This window comes from Gordonia heveisoli (genome assembly GCF_030315745.1).
Lineage (GTDB): Bacteria > Actinomycetota > Actinomycetes > Mycobacteriales > Mycobacteriaceae > Gordonia.
In genome coordinates, this window is sequence record NZ_JASXSH010000001.1 from 356,978 (window position 1) to 371,907 (window position 14,930).

Below are 14,930 nucleotides of genomic sequence, written 5' to 3' on the forward strand. Positions count from 1 at the left end.
GACGCGGCGACGGCGCCGATGCGGCTGTCCGGGGTTCTGGCGCTTGGGACCATTCGGCTGCTGCGGTTGACGCGGGGGGTTCGGCATTGGACGCCCTTTCATCACTGTGTGCCATCCGACGGCCGCGTTCGGTGCGGCTCTCGGATGCGCCGGCCATCCGTCTGACGACCAACACCAATGACTTTGCCCGGCAATGCTTCGGGGAATCTCGGGCGTAGCTGCCAGCTTGCTGTACGCCGGTCAGCGAAGCGTCCGCTGGTAGCGGCGCATCCCGCGCAGCCACCGGTCGTAGTCGGCCCCCTTGTTGCGGTACATGTCGAGCACCTCGGGATGCGGCAAGATCAGGAACCGCTCGTCCGCGATGGCCTCGAGGACCACCTCGGCCACCCGCTCCGGGGTCAGCACCTCCCCTGCCGTCTCCACCGCACGCTGCATCAACTGCTGGTCGGCATCTCCGGTACCCCCTTGCGGCCGAAGGAGTTTCGTATCCACTCCCATCGGACACAGGCAACTCACCCGTACGCCTGCGTCGCCGTACGTGATGGCCAGCCATTCGGCGAACCCGACCGCGGCGTGTTTGGTCACCGAGTACGGCGCATTCCCGATCTGCGTCAACAGTCCGGCCGCAGATGCGGTGGACACGAAATAGCCTTCGCCTCGTTCGAGCCAGTCCGGCACAACTCGCCGCGCGGCACGCACGTGGGCTTTGACGTTGATGTCGAAGGCGTTGTCCCACAGCGTTTCATGGGTGTCGAGGCCACCGCCGGAACCGATCCCGGCGTTCGCCACGTAGAGGTCAACCGGCCCGAAGGTGTCTTCGGCCAGCCGGACCGCGGCATCGATGTCGGCGTCGGTCGACGCGTCGCCGGCGATGGCCGCCGCCGTGTCGCCCAGCGCCGCGGCGGTAGCTTGCACAGCGCTCGCGTCCAGGTCGGTGAGGACTACCCGTGCGCCCGCGCGCACCAGCTCCGCCGCAATCGCGGCCCCGATCCCGCCGGCCGCACCGGTGACAACGGCGACCTTGTCTGTGACGTCCATGAATCTCCCTGCCCGCCGGGCACCGTCGGCGACGGCGCATGAATCCGTTGCGATCACCGCGAACCTATCGCACGGCGCTCGCCCCAGACCGCCGACCCGGCGACCCCACTCGGCGTGTGGGACTCAGCCGAGCGGCACGTCGGTCAGCCGCCACGACGCGGTCGCGCTCTGATGGCGCCAGAACCGGGCGAAGGGGCCGTCGAGCACCCGGAGTTCGTCGGGGGTCCCCGCTTCCACAATCCGGCCGCCGTCGAGCACGATCACCCGATCTGCGCGGCGGATGCCGGCCTGGCGGTGGGCGACGATCACCCGGGTGCGATCGACCGCGTCGGCCGACAGTGCGTCGACGACGGCACGTTCGTTCTCGTTGTCGAGGGCGCTTGTGGCCTCGTCGATGAGCAACACCGGCGCCGGTTTGAGCAAGGCTCGCGCGATCGACACGCGTTGCCGCTCGCCCCCGGACAGGACCGATCCCGCCTCGCCGACCTCCGACGACGGCCCGTCGGGCAGCCGGTCGGTGATTTCGTCGACCCTGGCCAGTGCCGTCACCTGCGCGAACCGTTTCGTATCCGCCTCCCGATGGCCGGCCCGGATGTTCTCCTCGACCGTTCCGCCCGGCAGGTAGGGCTGCTGGAAAACGACGCTGGTCAACGCGCGGCGGGTCGGTGCGTCGAAGTCCGCGGCGTCCACGCCGTCGATCAGCACCCGGCCGGACACCGGTTGCTGCAACCCCGCGATCAGGGCCAGGATCGTCGACTTACCCGATCCCGAGGCGCCGATGATGGCGGTGGTGGACCCGGCCTCGAAGACGAGGTCGAGGTCGGCGAGAACGGGCCGGGTGGGATCACCGTAGTGGAAGGTCACCTTCTCGAATTCGATGCGCGGCGCGGCGCTCGGCCCAGCCGTGCAGGTACCCGCTGCGACCACCGGGGCGTCGAGGACCGCCTTGATTCGCCGCAGGGTGAGCTGGCAGGTCTCCAGCCCCCCGGCGAGTTCGCCCAGCGCGCTGAACGGTTCCAAATACCGCACCGCGACGACGATCAGGGCCACTGTCTCCGCGGTAGCCAGCGAACCGTCGACGTGCAGCCAGGCCGCGGTCCCGGCCAGCGCGAACAACGCGAGCTGCCCGGCCACCGCGAACAGGATCTGTCCCGGTACCTGCATGAGCAGCAACCGCAGGGTGGCATTGTGCTGGCGGTCGAGGGCCGCTCGCGCGAGGCTCCGCTCGGGCCCCACCCGGCGCGCCACGCGCAGCGCCTCCTGGGTGCGCGCGAACTCGACGACCCGTTCGGTCAGCTGTGCGTTCGCCGCGTCCGCGACATGATCGGCACGGCGGCTGATGGCATTCGTGGCCCACAGCGCGCCGAGTAGCAACGGAACACCGGCCAGCGCGACGAGCGCCAGCTGCCATGCCACCGCGAACAGGGCGACGCCGATCGCGATCGGCAACAGCACCGCCCCGACGACCGGGACCACGAGATAGATGACGACGCCGACGAGATCGGGGCCGGTGGCCGCGATGGCCTGCCGGGCGTTACTGGTGTTGTCACCACCGAACCAGGTCAGTCGGATCCGGGACAGGCGTTCGGCGACCCCGTGCTGAGCACTGGTCAGCAAACCGAAGCCGAGTTCGTAGGCCAGCCGCGAGGCGCGGGCGTCGACCGCCCACCCGATCACGGTCGCGGCCGTCAGACCACCCAGCCAGACGAGCGCGCGTTGGTGGTCCCCCTCGAGGAGGCCGGAGATCAGCGGCACCAGCGTCACGACCCCGACCGCGCGGGCGAGCACCGAGATCACGGTGAGGCACAGGAAACGGATGGTGGTTGCCCGGCTGCCCGAGGGCAGCAGGGCGAGGATGGTGGTGATCATCGGGCCTCTCCTGACACCGTCACGGTTTCGTCGTCGAGTGTTCGCTCGGCGCTGGCCCACCACAGTTCGCCGTAACGACCGTCGGCGGCGAGTAGTTCGGTGTGCGTGCCGGATTCGACGATCCGACCGGCATCGAGCACGACGATCCGGTCGGCGTCGACCACGGTGTGGAGCCGATGCGCGATGACCAGAACCGTGCGGTTGGCGGCCAGCCGGCTCAGCGACTGCTGGACCAGGAACTCCGATTCGGGATCGGCGAAGGCGGTGGCCTCATCGAGTACCAGTACCGGGGCGTCGGCGAGCAGGGCCCGTGCGATGGTCAGCCGCTGGCGCTCGCCACCGGACAGCGCGGCGTCGGGACCCAGCGGGGTGTCGTAGCCCTGTGGCAGCGCCATGATGCGGTCATGGATGTTGGCCGCACGAGCCGCCGCCTCGATCTGGGCGAGGGTGGCGTCGGGTACCGCGAGCGCGATGTTCTCCCCCACGGTCGCCGTGACCAGCTGGGTTTGTTGCAGCACGAACCCGATTCGGCGGTACAGCTCGTCGGAGTCCATCGAGGTGATGTCGCGGCCGCCGACACTGATCCGGCCATGATCGACGTCGTGGAACCGGGCGAGCAGCGCCGCCAGGGTGGACTTTCCCGATCCCGACGGCCCGACCAGCGCGGTCACCGTACCCGGCGCCAGTCGCAGCGAGATATCGTGCAGCACCGGCAGATCCGGCCGGTACCCGAACCGCACCTGCTCGAAGACGACCTCACCGGCAGGTGCGGTGGTCGACTCGGTGACCTCTCCACGACTCAGCTCGGTCTCGTCGAGGGCGTTCTGGATGTCACGAGCGGCGAGCATGCCGGCCCGCAGTCCGGACAGGCCATAACCGATCCCCAGCAGCCGGGCCCCGAACATGGTGCCCAGCAACAGGAACGGGAGCAGGTCGATCGGCTCGACCCAGCCCCAGATGACGAAGCCGGTGCCGACCGCGGCGATCAGCCACAGGAAGGTGGTCGGCCGGGTCATCAGATCCATCACCGTCTTTGCCTTGATGAACGGTCGTTGCCAGTCCTCGAGGAACTCGATGTAACCCTCGAGATTCCGTCGGAACCGGGAGTCGTTGACCCCGCCGAACACCCGAATGACCGGTTGCGCATCGAGATACGCGGCAGCCTCGGTGTTCATCCGCTCGGCCCAGGTCTGCGACAACGGGATCTTCGATCCGGACTGAATCATCATCCGATACATGGTGATGATGTAGCCGAGCACCGGGATCAGCAGGAACAGCGCGATCCCCCAGTCGACGGTGAACAGGTAGATGAGCACCGCGATCGGCGCCACCACCGCGGCCACCGCGTCGAGCACCGCATGGGTGATCAGGTAGTGCAGGGACAGTGTGTTGTCCTGAATGAGGGTCTTGATGCTGCCCGAAGTGCGAGCGCTGAACCAGCCCAACGGCAGTCGCGCCAGCTTGGTCAGCAGGCGTTGCCGCAGGTCACGGTTGAAGCGTCCGTCCACGGTGTGCAGCCACAACAGCAGCGCCGAGTCGAGCAGGGCGGTGACGCCGAGCAGGATGAGCGCGAGGATGCCGACCGACCACAACTCGTCGGTGCCGGCTCCGGCGAGCAGTCGACGACCGAGCTCGACCAGCAGCAGGTACGGCGCGAAGCCGAGGAGGGTGACGATCGCCTGGAGTACGCCCGCGGTGATGAGCGTCCGTTTCAGCGGTGCCAGCAGACGTCCGGCGGCATCGGCCCGCCATTGGCCGGCGGGCTCGGCGGACGCGGTCGGCTCGGTCGGCTCGGTCGGCTCGACGGCGGGGGTTGCCTCCGGGTCACGTTCCTTACCCATGGCCTTGCCCTGCGCCCAGTACGCCTGGGGGTGGGTTTCGGACTTGGGGAAGCCGAACTCCTTGAGCCGCTTACGCAGTTCCTTCAGTGAGCCCGATTCCGGGCCCACCCACGCGTACCAGTTCGACCAGTCGCGCGCCTCGATCGCGGTGGCCAGCGAGGTCGCGTCGACGCGGGGCACCCACTGGGTCCGCAGCCGCGGATGGGTGTTGAGGTGGAGTTGCCGGTCGGCGGGTTCATGTTCTTCGAGGTACAGCTCGATCGGGAACTCGTCGGGTAGCGCGGCGATGATCCCGTTGATCGCGGGCAGCGACGCCGAGTCCCCGATCAGCAGATACCCATGGGGCGGGTTCTCGGCAGGTACCTCGAAAGGGACCGAACTCATCGACACCATGGCCAGGGCCTCGCCGGGGGCGGCGACGTCTCTCGCCCACGTCGACGCCGGTCCCGCCGGTTCGTGCAGCATGACGTCGAGGGCGAAATCGCCAGTCGTCGGATCCTGCTCGGAGAAGGTGTACGCCCGCTGGAACTCCTTGCCCTCGGCGTCCGGGAACCACACGCGAACCCAGGCCGCCGGACCGGGCAGCGCCTCGCCGAACAGAGTGTCGGAGTGGAACCGAATGCGTACGCAGTGCGGCGTGATGGAGGTGACCTCGCGAACCGTCGCAAGGTGATCACGCGCGCCGAAGGCGCGCATCAGCGCACCGTTGAAACCACGAGCCATCTGTCCGGACCTTCCCCTCGGCACATTCCCCGTCGTAAGGGTAGCCTAAGCGAAGACCTGGACGACGTCTTCCCGCCGATCGACGGACGAACCCGGCGATCCTCAGCTCCGGTTGCTGGTGGCCAGGTACGTCACCGCTGCCGCTGCCGCGGTCACCGCCGCCACCGAGGGCCAGGCCCCGATCTTCTTCGCGAGCGGGTGCGAGCCACCGAAGGCGCCCAGATAGGTGCCGAGCAGACCGGTCGCGACCACCGGGCCCTGCCGTGCCCACTCACGGGTGCACCACGCCCCGGCCGCACCCAGAACCACCCCGCCGAGCTGGCGTTTTCCACTGAATCGTGCAGTGGCATAGCCACCGACCAGACCTACCGCGACCACCGGAACCGTGGGACTCACAGACATGGGGTCCAGCGTAGCCACACCGCCCGGTCGGACCGACGAGGCCACCGACGCCCAGACCTGCGGGCGCGACGTCGGCTCCGGTGTCAGAGGCGTCAGCTACTGTGAATACGTACGTACTCAGATGGGGGACCCGATGACGACCAGCCGGCGTATGACGCGTGTCGAGATGGATCACCTCGACAGCAGCTTCTTCGCAAGGTCACTGCTGTCCATGGGGCACACCATGAGCACCACCAACGTCATCATGCAGCTCGCCAATCCCGGCGTCGGCTACGGCGTGGTGCGCAGCAAGGTCGAGAACGGACGGCTCGACCGTCATCCGCTCAAACGCGCCCGCACCACCGCCACCTACCTGTCGGTGGCGATCCTCGGTAACGCCGACGACCGCCGCCGCTACCGGAGTGCGGTCAACGGCCAGCACGCCCAGGTCCGATCCGATGAGAACAGCCCGGTCGACTACAACGCGATGAACCGCGATCTGCAGCTGTGGGTCGCCGCCTGCCTGTACTTCGGCTGGGAGGACATCTACCAGCGCGTACACGGCCCGCTCACCGGCCTCGACCGGGAGCGGTTCTACCAGCAGGGCAAGGTGTGCGGCACGACCCTGCAGATGCCTGCGGAGCTCTGGCCCGCCGACCGCGACGCCTTCGACGAGTACTGGCACACCCAGACCGCACAATTGCGCATCGACGCCGAGATCCGTGACTTCGTACTCGGCGTCGCGAACTTCGACTACGCGCCGAAGGTCGTCCGGCAGCGATTCGGCCCGGTCAAGTACCGGCGGACCATCGGCTATCTGCCGCAACCCTTCCGGGACGCCCTCGACGTGCCGTGGACCGACGACGACCAGGCCTGGTTCGACGCCTACGTCGCGAAGCTCGTTGACGCCGAACGCCGCAAACCCCTATGGCTGTCCCGGGCGGGATTCCGACTCCTCCTGTGGGACACGCGCATCCGAAGCCGCCTGGGTCGGCCCCTGGTGTAGGGCCAATTCCCCGCGGTGCCGCGTGGCCAACCGATCGCGAAGGGTCGGCTTCTGCACCTTGCCACTCGCGGTGCGGGGCAGGGCGGTAACGACCTCCAGGCGTTCGGGGGTCTTCTGGCACGCGAGTCCCCGGTCGGCGAAGTGACGCCGGATCGAGTCGAGGTCGATGGTCGCGTCAGCCCGCGGGACGATGAAGGCGCAGACCCGTTCGCCGTAGCGTTCGTCGGGGGCGCCGACCGCGGCCGCCTCGGCGACGTCGGGATGGGCCAGGAGCACATCCTCGATCTCCTTGGACGACAAGTTCTCTCCGCCGCGGACGATGATGTCCTTCTTGCGGTCGGTGATGCGCAGATAGCCGTCGTCGTCGATCCGGCCGATGTCGCCGGTGCGGAACCATCCGTCGGCGAACGCCTCCGTGTTCAACGCCGCACTGGTGTAGCCGACGAACTGTTCGGGTCCGCGCGTGAGGATTTCGCCGTCGACGTCGGCGTCGACCTCCCGACCGGTGTCGTCGACGATCCGCACCTGTGTCCCGGGGGTGATCCGCCCGTCCGTGCCGGCGCGCTTGTCGAGCGGATCATCGGTAGTACCCGATGAGATCGTCGGATGTTCGGTCGATCCATAACAGCGGAACGCCCGCACCCCCACCGCATCCGCGCGACGGATCAGGTCCGCGGAGACATTCGCCGCGCCGGTCGTGTACTCCGACAGACAGGTGATGTCCGCGCCCCGCCGCTCGGCGGCATCGAGGATGGCCGCCAGGTGAATCGGGGCCCCGGCCGAGGCCTGAATGCGGTGGGTCTCGATCAGCGTGACGGCCGCCGCGGGATCCCAGGCGTCCATCAGGACGGTCAGCGTTCCGCGAGTCAGCAGCCGCACGATGCCCAACACCCCGGCGACGTGGCCGGACGGAAAGGCTGCCAGGCAACTGACCTCAGGTCCACCCTGACGCATCTGGACCATCGCCGCGATCTCACCGAGCAAGGTGCGGTGGGTGTGCCGGACCCCCTTGGGTTCAGCGGTGGTCCCCGACGTGTAGACCAGCAGGGCGACGTCGTCGGCGTCGGCATCGGCGACATCCGGGACGCCGGGACCGGTCACGCTCAGATCCTCGAAATCCCTTGCACCCGTGATCGGTCCGCCGACGGAGTACCGGAGGTCGAGGCCGGGCACCGCGGCCGCCGTCTCGAACAACCGGCTACCGTCACGGCCCCGCCACGACGCCGCGCCGATGTAGACGCGCGCCCGGGAACTGCGCATGATGAAGTCGAGTTCGGCCGGACCGTAGATCGACACGATCGGCAGAACCGTGGCGCCGAGCAGCCACCCCGCCGAGTGCGCGACTACGCATTCGCGCCAGTTGGGTAGCTGGACGGCGATCACGCTCCCGCGACCGACACCGGCCGCTCGCAGTCCGGCGGCCACCCGCTGGGCGTCAGCGTAGAGCTGTTCGAGGGTGGTGGCCTGCTCCGGTCGGGTATCGCTGGTGAAGATCACCGGAGTTGCCGGGAACCGCCGGGCGGCCGAGGTGATCTGCTCGCCGATTGTCATCGACCTGTGGTCACCGCTTCTTTGCGGCGGCAAGCCAGGCTCGTACCGCAGCCTTGTGCTCGTCGGTCAGCCCGGCCCGGACCATCCGCTCACTCTCGATCGGCAGCGCCTCGGCGAGGGTCATCGAATGCGTCTGGACGACATTGGCTTTCATAGCGGCGTACGCACCGTGCGGCCCGGCCGCTATCTGCGCCGCCCACGCGCGCGCCGCCGCCGGCAGATCGGCATCGTCGACGACCCGGTTGACCAGGCCGCGTTCCAGCGCGGCATCGGCGGTGATGGGCCGATCCTCGACGAGAATCTCCAGTGCTGCCGATGGACCGACCAGGCGGGTCAGGAACCAGGTGCCGCCGAAGTCGCCGGAGAAGGCCAGCTTTGACCAGCCCGGGATGAGCTTCGCCGAACGGGCCGCGATCCGGAAGTCTGCGGCGAGCGCGATGCTCATGCCTGCCCCGACCGCCGCACCCGGCAAGGCCGCGATGGTCACCTTCGGCATTTCGTGCAGGAACCGGACCATCCGCGCATTGTGGGACAGTTCGGCGGTTCGTTCCTCCACCGTCGGGACACGCTCTGCGGCGGCACGCCGTGCTTTCCCGTCCCGGACGTCGCCACCCGCACAGAACGCGGTACCCGCGGCGGTGATGATGACGGCTCCGACCTCGTCGTCGGCCGCGAACCTCTCCAGCACCGCGGGGACCGCGTCGTACATCTCCGGGTGCAGGGCGTTGCGTCGTTCGGGCCGGTTGAGTGTCACGATGCCGACCCCATCGGAGATCTCGGCCAGCACCGTTGGGCTACCGGTTTCGACGTCGATGCCGCGGTCCGTCTTCGAATCCGTGGATGGAGTCGTTTCCGGCTGCGACACAGAAGTATTCATCGGACGAACTCTCCCCTCCCGTCGCGGTGATTCATCACCGCTGTCGCGGCAACATCGTTTACCGAGTTCAACAACTCGGCTTTGGTTAAGAGTACACTCATCCGAATGATTGTCAGCACATCGATCGAGGTTTCCGGCATCCGATCACCCAACGCGGAGGTCCGGCGGTGAGCGTCGCGGGGGCGGATGACCTCACCGCGATCACCTTCGAAACCGGGGACGACCATGTCGCCACCATCTCCCTCAATCGTCCAGAAGCACTCAACTCCTTCGACGACGCCATGGCCCGCGACCTCACCTGGGCTTGGACGACGATCCGCGAGACCGACGACATCCACGCGGTTGTCCTGCAGGCCAACGGCGATCGTGCCTTCTCCACCGGCGCCGACATCAAGGGCGGTGCCTCGTGGTTCCTCCGGGAAAACGTGTGGAACACCTTCGATCCCGGCGTAACCCTGTCCCCCAAACTCCACCATCGCGTGTGGAAACCCGTCATCGCGGCCGTGCATGGCATGGCTGCCGGCGGCGCCCAGTACCTTCTCAATGAATCCGACATCATCATCGCCGGTGAAAGCGCCGTCTTCTTCGACCCACATGCCAACGGCGGCATCGTCTCCGCGCTGGAGCCGATCGGCATGCTCGCCCGCGGGGTTCCCGTCGGCGACGTCCTGCGCTGGGCACTGATGGGCACCGAGGAACGGATCACCGCCGACACCGCACTGCGGTTGGGTCTGGTCACCGAGGTCGTCCCCGACGCCGATCTGCGCTCCCATGCCCACTCGATCGCGGCCCGCATCGCCGCACGCAACCCGGTGGCCATCCAGGGCACGGTCCGTGCGATCTGGGAATCGCTCGACATGACGCGCACCACCGCGCTGCAGAACGGGATGGCCTATACACATATCGGCAATCAACCCGTCGAGGTGCGTCGTGCCATGCCGCGGCACAACGCCCCCCCGACCTATCGCTGATCAGCCCCGAGATGTCAATGGAGACACCATGACCGCCGCTAGCCCGCTTTCCCCCACCGACCCGGCCCGCCCGTTGCGCGGCGTGCGCGTCGTCGAGCTGTCCGGCATCGGACCGAGTAGGTACGCGGGACTCCTGCTCGCCGAGCTCGGTGCCGACGTCGTCCTCGTCGAACGGCCCGGACAGGGTCCCAAGCGGGCGGACTCGGTGGTCGGCCGCGGACGCCGGCAGGTGGTCGCCGATCTGAAGTCCGCCGACGGCATCGCGACGGTCCTCGAGCTGATTGCCGCCGCTGACGTCGTGATCGACCCGTTCCGTCCCGGCGTCGCCGAACGTCTGGGTTTGGGGCCCGACGTCTGCCGGGACCGCAATCGTGGCTTGGTGTACGGCCGGATGACGGGGTGGGGTCAGGACGGTCCGCTGGCCGACGCGGCTGGACACGATATCGATTACATCGCCATCACCGGCATCCTCGACGCGATCGGACCCAACGACGGGCCGCCGCAGGTTCCGCTGAACCTGGTCGGCGACTTCGGGGGCGGCACCATGTTCTTGGTGCTCGGCATCGTCTCGGCACTGTTCGACAGGCAGCGGTCCGGACAGGGTCGGGTTGTCGACGCGGCGATCGTGGACGGGGCACTCTCCCTCGCCGGCTTCATCTTCGGGATGCGCGCCGACGGCCACTGGGTCGATGAGCGCGGCGCCAATGTCCTCGACGGCGGCGCACCGTATTACGGCGTCTACGAGACCGCCGATGGCGGGTGGATGGCGGTCGGTGCCATCGAACCGCAGTTCTACACGCTGTTCACCTCACTACTCGGTCTGGACGATGTTCCGGCGCAGCATGATCGGGACGGTTGGCCGCAGCTACGCAAGGCGATCGCCGAGCGGTTCGCCACCCGTACCCGCGACGAATGGACGGCGGTCTTCGAGGGCACCGACGCCTGCGTCTCGCCGGTATTGAGCTTCCCCGAGGCCGCCGACCATTCGCATATCGCGGCCCGCGGCGCCCTGCGCGAGGTGGACGGTGTGCTGACCCCTGCGCCTGCACCACGGTTCGACGGCATCGTCGGACGGCCGGCAGCCGCACTCACTCACACCGAATCCGCGGCGGTGCTTGCCGACTGGGCGGCACCGGACGTGAGCTGAAATGTGAGAGTGCTACGCACGACTCCACTTGACGAGCGAAGTCCATGACTTCGGGTCGACCGAGATGCGGGTGACGTTGGAGCCGATTGAATAGGTCTGGTCGCCCGCGCGACCGCTGATCAGCGGCTTGCCCTTGACGCTCGCCCCCCAGACACGTTTCCCGGTGCGGTCGTACATATTGATCGTGTACGCCTCATCGCTGGCCCAGCCGTCCACGTTCAACCGGAGGGTGAAACTCGCGTGGCCCGCGCTGTAGTTCAGCGTCGTGATCCCACCGTCGGTTCGGTCAGAGCCGCTGTACTTGTTGGTGAACGAGCTTGCCGAGGCTGTTCCCGGGATTGACGCGGTGATCGCGACCGCAGTCAAGGCACCGGCGATAATCGCCGACGTACGAGTGTTCATCTCTATACTCCTGCTCGATTCTGGGCGATTGGATTCACGCACCTGCGGAGAAACGTAACCCGACAATCCGGGCATGCACCAGCGTCCGTCCGGACGACAGACCAGCAGCGGCGTCTCCTGTCCTAGAAGGGTGGCGGATTCGCCTCACGGTCGGCGTCGATGGCGTTGCGGTAACGACGGGCGCGTAGCTTCCGCCGCCGGTCGAGGTGTGCACGGGCTGGATGGTCTGCGGGGCGGGCCGGGATCAGCCCAGGAAACAGGTCACGTCCGTTGAAGCAGTTGCCGAAGAACATGTGCCCGGTCGGGGACTGGAACCACGCCGCCAGCAGATCGTCTTGGTAGTCCTGCCAATGTCCGAACGTTTTGATGCGGTGATGAAAACGGCACAACGGCTTGAGGTTTCCCGCGATTGTGCGGCCGCCTCGGCAACGGTTGCGGTGGTTGTAAGGAACGGTGTGGTCGACATCGACCCGCCACGCCGGTGCGTTGCAGCCGGGGAAGGTGCAACACAATTCGCCCGCACGGATCAGTTCGGCGAGTTTGCGACTCGGCACGTACGTCGATGACCCGCCATCGTTCGTCGCTGGCGCGGTAGGCGCGGTGACGTAACTGCGGCGAGCCTCGGCAAGCAACGTCCGCACAGTGGCGGCATCGACGAGGCCATGACCATCGAGGAACCCCGGATGATTGTCGAGACCCAGCAGCGTCGACAGATTCACCACGATATGAAACGTCGGACGAGGAGCACACGTGGTGCGGTCGTCGGCGGATTGGTCGGGGGTGGTTTGGTCGCCGTCAGCGGCCTCAGGGTGCTCGACACAGTCCGAGCAACCACAGACGAGCATGTTCTCGCCGCGGGCCAGGGCCACCAACGCATCGGCGCGCCGTTGCGCTGTGGTGCGTGGGTCACCGCGATGAACACCGGCCGCCATCTCGGTGAGCCGGGCGTTCAACACCGCAGCCTCGACCGCCGGCAACGACCCTGACACCCGGGCGTTGCCTGGGGTGAACCGGTCAGGCCGGACACTGACGTTGCGATCCCGAGCGCCGTGTTCGCGCCGCCGCCGCAACGCATCAGGATCGAACCGGTGCACGATCGAATCGATCAACGCGGTGAACCGAGTAGTCGACATCGGCGGACGATCAAAAAGCGCCTCCGCGATATGGGCATCCACATCGACGATGTGTTCGGGCGAGCACAGGTCGGTGTGGCGGATCGCGATCAAAAATCGAGTCAGATCGATCCGCCCGGTCGCGAACACGTGCGCGGAGAACGACAACCGATAGCGGGCCGCGTTACCCGCTTCGATGAGCTCCCGCGCCCGGGCCGGGGTGACGGTCAGGATCGCGCCGACCTCGGCGACGGTGCGTTCCAGACCGTCGGGACCGAACTCCGCACGCGGATCGATCCCGACGGCGACGTTGGCCGCGGTCGTGGCCATCTCAGCGATCGTGGATTCACCACTACGCTTCTCGGCTATCTCGGCCAGGTATTCCTCTTCGCGCTGTTCGTGAATGAGGCTGGCGGCCATCACCATCCGATACTGCGCGGCGGCGGTGATCGATGCGCAGTGAGCCAGCACTTCCACCAACTCGGCGGCCGTCAACGAGTGGTCGCCCGACATCTGCCGCACAACCTCCGGCGGCTCGGGAGCCGGGGAGTCGTCCACCACAAAATCCATGCTTCGAATATACGTTCGGCAGCCGACAATTTTCGTCCGCCACGACCGCCTGTGGACAAGTCGACCGTGAAGTGCGAATTGGGTACGTCAGTTATCGTCCATCATCGTCCTTGCGTCGGTTGCTCAACATAGCCGAGTCCCGCTCGGTTGTTTTTGTAGCCGACGACGGTAGGCACCTCGGTCGAGCGGCTTGGGTGATTCGGGACGAATGCCGTAATTGCCTGTGTACCAATGGGATTAGCAAGCCTTCGCAATCGGGAACCGCGATCTACGGCCATAGTCAGCCGCTACCGTTGTCGGCGGCCGCGAGCCTGTCGCACACGAATTATCGAGACCGAGAATCCGGTATGGTCAATAGACTCCTATTGGCGCAATGCAAAGGCGTGAACATGGTTTCCGCTACTCGGGTCGGTGTTGTGTTCGTCCCGATCAGCGCACTGCTCATCTCGGTCACGGGATGCGCCGGAGACTCCGCATCGCCAAACGCCGGCGCCGGCTCGTCATCGCCGGCCAGTCAGTCACCGATAGATGGCGCCCAACCATCCCAAGAGGCGACAGCCGCATCACCCCCCACCACGCCGGCCTCGCCAAGCCGCGCATCGGTAGGTGTCGTCTGCGACATGCTGACAAATCCGCGGACCGGAATAGCGAGTCCGGTCGCGGTGCTCGAAGGCAGCGTCGACTGCGCGGAAGCACTGGCTGTCGCCCGTGATTATGAGGCCGCGATCGCGCTGGGTACGCCCGAAGGACAGGGGCTCTTCTTGACCGTTCGAGGGTGGGCGTGCAGTTGGCCCTACCTGGCCGGACGCAGCCATGCGGAGTCTTACCTGAAGTGCACCGACCCCACTGGCAACAACGCGATCCGCATTGGCGACTGATTACGGTCCCGCACGAGTCGGCAATGACGTTGGGCCGCTGCGCGTCTGCCAACGACTTCGGTTTGATGGAAACGTCAGCCTTCGGGGTCGCTCAACACCCCCTGAAGCTGTGACACCACCGGCGCGCCGACCTGACCACCAGATTTGACCTGTACCAACACAGTTGGCGAATCCAACCCCAGCGGTCCGCGGCCCGCTGAGATGTCGATGCCCCCATCCGGCCCCGGCGGAGACATGTCGCATCGGAAGCCTTCCGATTCGAGCACCGCAGTCACCAACCGTGCCAACTCGTGACCCGTGAAATCCTCTCCGATTCGGGTGAGGATCTGATCCGTGGCGGCTTGCTCGAACTCGGTGCTCAGCTCGGGCGAGTCGACCGAACCGTCGGAATCCTCACCCGCGGTGACGATTCCGGAAGGATGGGCAGAGCTTCCACCGCACCGGGATCCGTGCCATATTGCAGCAGGTGCTCGAGCCGAGAGACGGCATTGTTCTTACTCGGCGCGAACACGGTGAGTACGCTGCCCAGCGTGTAGAGCAGATCTTGTTTGACCGCCGAGCGGG

13 protein-coding genes and 1 pseudogene are annotated in these 14,930 nt (G+C 67.0%); 4 read left to right on the forward strand and 10 right to left on the reverse strand.

Annotated features, from left to right (window positions below; translation table 11 throughout):
• Nucleotides 1-240 precede the first annotated feature (240 nt).
• The 4 genes from QSJ18_RS01590 to QSJ18_RS01605 form a co-directional block, all read right to left on the reverse strand.
• Nucleotides 241-1,038, reverse strand: coding sequence for an SDR family oxidoreductase (locus QSJ18_RS01590; protein ID WP_286324428.1), 798 nt, complete (start codon nucleotides 1,036-1,038; stop codon nucleotides 241-243).
• 123 nt (nucleotides 1,039-1,161) lie between these two features.
• The gene (locus QSJ18_RS01595; protein ID WP_286324429.1) at nucleotides 1,162-2,907 is read right to left on the reverse strand and encodes an ABC transporter ATP-binding protein; all 1,746 of its coding nucleotides are present in this window, start codon (nucleotides 2,905-2,907) and stop codon (nucleotides 1,162-1,164) included.
• Complete coding sequence (locus QSJ18_RS01600) at nucleotides 2,904-5,471, reverse strand: ABC transporter ATP-binding protein/permease (protein WP_286324430.1); 2,568 nt, start codon at nucleotides 5,469-5,471, stop codon at nucleotides 2,904-2,906. The genes QSJ18_RS01595 and QSJ18_RS01600 overlap by 4 nt, the downstream gene beginning before the upstream one ends.
• 102 nt (nucleotides 5,472-5,573) lie before the next feature.
• On the reverse strand, nucleotides 5,574-5,873 hold the full coding sequence (locus QSJ18_RS01605; RefSeq protein ID WP_286324431.1) for a hypothetical protein: 300 nt from the start codon (nucleotides 5,871-5,873) through the stop codon (nucleotides 5,574-5,576).
• Nucleotides 5,874-6,024: 151 nt separating this feature from the next.
• Here QSJ18_RS01605 and QSJ18_RS01610 point away from each other — a divergent pair, with 151 nt between their 5' ends.
• Nucleotides 6,025-6,858, forward strand: coding sequence for an oxygenase MpaB family protein (locus QSJ18_RS01610; protein WP_286324432.1), 834 nt, complete (start codon nucleotides 6,025-6,027; stop codon nucleotides 6,856-6,858).
• Here the strand turns inward: QSJ18_RS01610 and QSJ18_RS01615 are convergent.
• Nucleotides 6,778-8,409 carry a class I adenylate-forming enzyme family protein gene (locus tag QSJ18_RS01615; RefSeq protein ID WP_286324433.1) on the reverse strand — a complete coding sequence of 544 codons (1,632 nt, stop codon included), beginning with the start codon at nucleotides 8,407-8,409 and terminating at the stop codon, nucleotides 6,778-6,780. The genes QSJ18_RS01610 and QSJ18_RS01615 overlap by 81 nt on opposite strands.
• A 10-nt stretch (nucleotides 8,410-8,419) precedes the next feature.
• Nucleotides 8,420-9,286, reverse strand: coding sequence for an enoyl-CoA hydratase/isomerase family protein (locus QSJ18_RS01620; RefSeq protein WP_286324434.1), 867 nt, complete (start codon nucleotides 9,284-9,286; stop codon nucleotides 8,420-8,422).
• A gap of 167 nt (nucleotides 9,287-9,453) precedes the next feature.
• On the opposite strand from QSJ18_RS01620, the gene QSJ18_RS01625 reads away from it, so the two are divergent.
• A complete protein-coding gene (locus tag QSJ18_RS01625; RefSeq protein WP_286324435.1) occupies nucleotides 9,454-10,257 on the forward strand; it encodes an enoyl-CoA hydratase/isomerase family protein in 804 nt (267 codons plus the stop codon).
• 28 nt (nucleotides 10,258-10,285) lie between these two features.
• Entirely contained in the window at nucleotides 10,286-11,404 is a 1,119-nt protein-coding gene (locus QSJ18_RS01630) for a CaiB/BaiF CoA transferase family protein (RefSeq protein WP_286324436.1), read from the forward strand.
• Between the two features lie 12 nt (nucleotides 11,405-11,416).
• On the opposite strand, the gene QSJ18_RS01635 is transcribed toward QSJ18_RS01630, so the two are convergent.
• Nucleotides 11,417-11,806, reverse strand: coding sequence for a hypothetical protein (locus QSJ18_RS01635; protein ID WP_286324437.1), 390 nt, complete (start codon nucleotides 11,804-11,806; stop codon nucleotides 11,417-11,419).
• Between the two features lie 122 nt (nucleotides 11,807-11,928).
• Nucleotides 11,929-13,488: an HNH endonuclease signature motif containing protein gene (locus QSJ18_RS01640; protein WP_286324438.1), complete on the reverse strand. Its 1,560-nt coding sequence runs from the start codon at nucleotides 13,486-13,488 to the stop codon at nucleotides 11,929-11,931.
• Nucleotides 13,489-14,108: 620 nt separating this feature from the next.
• Here QSJ18_RS01640 and QSJ18_RS01645 point away from each other — a divergent pair.
• Nucleotides 14,109-14,366, forward strand: a complete 258-nt coding sequence (locus tag QSJ18_RS01645; RefSeq protein WP_286324439.1) for a hypothetical protein — start codon at nucleotides 14,109-14,111, stop codon at nucleotides 14,364-14,366.
• 74 nt (nucleotides 14,367-14,440) lie between these two features.
• Here QSJ18_RS01645 and QSJ18_RS01650 read toward each other — a convergent pair whose 3' ends face one another.
• Nucleotides 14,441-14,641 carry a restriction endonuclease gene (locus QSJ18_RS01650; protein WP_353507194.1) on the reverse strand — a complete coding sequence of 67 codons (201 nt, stop codon included), beginning with the start codon at nucleotides 14,639-14,641 and terminating at the stop codon, nucleotides 14,441-14,443.
• An 83-nt stretch (nucleotides 14,642-14,724) separates the two neighbouring features.
• Nucleotides 14,725-14,930 (reverse strand): annotated as a pseudogene (locus tag QSJ18_RS01655) (restriction endonuclease); the annotation flags it as partial.

Excerpts from the sequence above, each read along its gene's own strand:
- QSJ18_RS01590 (WP_286324428.1), bottom strand. The coding sequence starts at position 1,038 with ATGGACGTCACAGACAAGGTCGCCGTTGTCACCGGTGCGGCCGGCGGG.
- QSJ18_RS01615 (WP_286324433.1), bottom strand. The coding sequence starts at position 8,409 with ATGACAATCGGCGAGCAGATCACCTCGGCCGCCCGGCGGTTCCCGGCA.
- QSJ18_RS01595 (WP_286324429.1), bottom strand. The coding sequence starts at position 2,907 with ATGATCACCACCATCCTCGCCCTGCTGCCCTCGGGCAGCCGGGCAACC.
- QSJ18_RS01600 (WP_286324430.1), bottom strand. The coding sequence starts at position 5,471 with ATGGCTCGTGGTTTCAACGGTGCGCTGATGCGCGCCTTCGGCGCGCGT.
- QSJ18_RS01605 (WP_286324431.1), bottom strand. The coding sequence starts at position 5,873 with ATGTCTGTGAGTCCCACGGTTCCGGTGGTCGCGGTAGGTCTGGTCGGT.
- QSJ18_RS01645 (WP_286324439.1), top strand. The coding sequence starts at position 14,109 with ATGCTGACAAATCCGCGGACCGGAATAGCGAGTCCGGTCGCGGTGCTC.
- QSJ18_RS01640 (WP_286324438.1), bottom strand. The coding sequence starts at position 13,488 with ATGGATTTTGTGGTGGACGACTCCCCGGCTCCCGAGCCGCCGGAGGTT.
- QSJ18_RS01630 (WP_286324436.1), top strand. The coding sequence starts at position 10,286 with ATGACCGCCGCTAGCCCGCTTTCCCCCACCGACCCGGCCCGCCCGTTG.
- QSJ18_RS01635 (WP_286324437.1), bottom strand. The coding sequence starts at position 11,806 with ATGAACACTCGTACGTCGGCGATTATCGCCGGTGCCTTGACTGCGGTC.
- QSJ18_RS01620 (WP_286324434.1), bottom strand. The coding sequence starts at position 9,286 with ATGAATACTTCTGTGTCGCAGCCGGAAACGACTCCATCCACGGATTCG.
- QSJ18_RS01610 (WP_286324432.1), top strand. The coding sequence starts at position 6,025 with ATGACGCGTGTCGAGATGGATCACCTCGACAGCAGCTTCTTCGCAAGG.